Genomic DNA, 2,617 nt, shown 5'->3' on the forward strand with positions numbered 1-2,617 from the left:
CCCAATTTTGCTTTTTAAGAGAGGGGACAAGTTTTTTCTTGACATTCAAAAAAGATGGCGTACGAATACAATGAAAGGAAGGCTTAATGTTCATAATACTGGAGGGCATTATTCCAGGTCTCCTATTGACGACGCTACCAATCAATTTGTGGTTGACCCCAGGGAGGGCTTTCTGTATAGTCGCCAGGAGTCAACAGGTGCCCTTCATTATTTCATTTCTCCCGGTGAGAGACGACCTGTCTCTGCTCTCGGGCATGAAGAAAAGCAGAATGAGATGAAAAAACGGAGGACCTTAACAGATACGAATGACAAAACATAATCAGAGGAGCATAGACGTGGGGGCCTCAGGATCATGAGGCCGTTCATTTGAAACACTATAGTAAGGGAGTCGCTATCGATGGCAGACGGAAAACAGATCACTGGAACTGAATTGGCTCAGCAAAAGGGTTTGGGCATAGATACAGAAAGATACCTGGACGATGTCCAACTGGCCAAGGGCCTGATCGAGAACGCAGAGCAAAACAACGGCAAGCTCACCAATTCAGACATCGTATTTGCCCTTCGGAATCTATTGAAGATGAAGTATTACCCGGTTGCGGTGAAGTATTTTTTCTCCGAGACGGAACTGGAAGCCTTCAAGAAGAACGTGGATTACCAGGTGGCGTTTCGCCCTTACACCTTCTGCCACTTTGTGGCTGCATCCAGGCAGCGGGGCGATATTTTGCTTGGAACTTCCGATAAGCTGGGCTGTACGAACGCCAAATATGTCATGGGATGGAAAGAACTGGACGAAGGCGAAATAAAGAGCCATCTGAAATATACGAAGGACTGGGATCAGGCCGAAAGATTCATCAACACAAAGAAGCGCCTTCCCCCGGGCTTGCTGGCCTTTGCGACCGCACCCCTCCACAGGGCCCCGTATGTGCCCGACGTGATTCACGGAATAAGCGATGTGCTGCAATCATACCATCTGGGGAACGACTGGTGTGCGGCCCATGATACCCACCCGTTTTCCATGGTCATGACCATGAATTCATCGATCTGTCACGGGTGCGTGCAGTGCTGGGTAACGAAACAGCCGAATATCACTCCCATGTGCAGCAGCAGCAAGACCGCCGGCAAGACAGAACAGGGCGAAATCAACTGGATCTGGCCAGGAGACCAAATGGAACCTACCGTTCACTGGATGTTGGAACGGACCGTGCGGGACGGCGGTGTATCCTTTTCGCGCACAGGGGAAACCTACCCCGGCCTGGACATCTGCAAGCTGTGCAGCTTCCTGGTCTTCAAGAAACCCAAGAAACTGTGAGGCTCCGCGAGATGCGTGACGAGGCTTTTTGCCTCAATCCCCACACCCTCACACGCAGACGATAAACATCGCTGACCCTCACGACTGGGTGATTTGGCACAGTCTGAAGCTTGCAGCCTGGGTTGAGACAGGCGCTAACCGCCAGAGCATGCTCCTCCTGGCCATCGTCTTGTCGAATCCTTTATAAGCATGGGGTCAAGTCCGCTTTTGGCTCACCTTGATTAAATATTGTTGCTGGTGCTCATTTTTATCTTTAGTGCAAAAAAGATATTTCTACTTTTTTAAACCACATCACCCAACCACCTTGTTGCATAAGATTAAGCGGTGAACTAAAAGGCTACTCTATTTTTATGTAAAACCCTCAATTCCGACACCTACCCATTACTACTCTTTTTTACATACCGATCTTTTAATTCCCATTTCCGGTAAAGGCTTTAACCTCATTTCTCAGCCAGTCAGCCCATATATCTATGCCATGGCCTGTTCTGCATGACACTTCAATAATCCTGATTTCAGGATTTAAAATCATCACCCTTTCTCTTAGCTTTTGCATATCAAAATCGGTCAATTCCAGAAAATCCATCTTATTAACAATCAGAACATCACAAACAGTGAACATAAGAGGGTATTTAAGCGGCTTGTCATCGCCTTCCGGAACACTTAAGATCATGGCATTTTTTACAGCGCCTGTATCAAACTCAGCAGGACATACAAGATTCCCCACATTTTCAATAAATATAAGGTCAAAGGCGTTCAGATCCATTGTATCCAGCCCCTTTTTGACCATCGAAGCATCCAGATGGCAAAATCCGCCTGTTCTCAGCTGAACAGCCGGAATGCCAACAGCCGCCACCTTTTCAGAATCAACGATAGAATCAATATCAGCCTCTATTACTGCAATACGTAAGTCATCTTTTAATGCATCGATTGTCTTTAAAATAAGACTGGTCTTTCCGGCGCCGGGTGATGCCATGAGATTAAGAAGGAATGTCTTTTCTTTGGCAAGTTGTTTTCTTAACTCATCAGCCAGCCTCTCATTATCGGATAAAATTCCTTCTTTAACTTCAATAAGCCTGATATTTTTCATTATATTACTCCCATGTTGCTGATATAGTACTCCTTGCCTGATATAAGTGTGCATTTGTCTGTCCCGCATTCAGGACATTTCCCTCTGTGCCAATATAAGTGAGACACTTTCCCCCAAATAGTTTAATGTAGGGCGGGAAGGAGAAAAGTAGATGGAAAAGAAGGAAATCAAGGTTATGAACCTTAAGCCAAAAGTTGTGGAAATGGAAGGAGCCCGCAGGG

The 2,617-nt window shown here is 46.3% G+C and carries 3 protein-coding genes; 2 read left to right on the top strand and 1 reads right to left on the bottom strand.

Translation table 11 applies throughout. From position 1 onward, the window contains the following. Both VXK47_RS03705 and VXK47_RS03710 read left to right on the top strand, forming a co-directional pair. Positions 1-319: hypothetical protein (locus VXK47_RS03705; RefSeq protein WP_435547422.1), on the top strand; the 319-nt coding region annotated here is incomplete at its 5' end. Positions 320-397: 78 nt separating this feature from the next. Next, the gene (locus VXK47_RS03710; protein WP_435547423.1) at positions 398-1,309 is read left to right on the top strand and encodes a DUF169 domain-containing protein; all 912 of its coding nucleotides are present in this window, start codon (positions 398-400) and stop codon (positions 1,307-1,309) included. A gap of 409 nt (positions 1,310-1,718) precedes the next feature. On the opposite strand, the gene hypB is transcribed toward VXK47_RS03710, so the two are convergent. After that, positions 1,719-2,396: a hydrogenase nickel incorporation protein HypB gene (gene hypB / locus VXK47_RS03715; RefSeq protein ID WP_435547424.1), complete on the bottom strand. Its 678-nt coding sequence runs from the start codon at positions 2,394-2,396 to the stop codon at positions 1,719-1,721. Positions 2,397-2,617: the final 221 nt, after the last annotated feature.

The organism is Desulfobacterium sp. N47 (assembly GCF_051233685.1).
Lineage (GTDB): Bacteria > Desulfobacterota > Desulfobacteria > Desulfobacterales > RPRI01 > RPRI01.

Bases quoted from the DNA above. Each gene is read 5' to 3' on its own strand.
- hypB (WP_435547424.1), bottom strand. From the start codon at position 2,396: ATGAAAAATATCAGGCTTATTGAAGTTAAAGAAGGAATTTTATCCGAT.
- VXK47_RS03710 (WP_435547423.1), top strand. From the start codon at position 398: ATGGCAGACGGAAAACAGATCACTGGAACTGAATTGGCTCAGCAAAAG.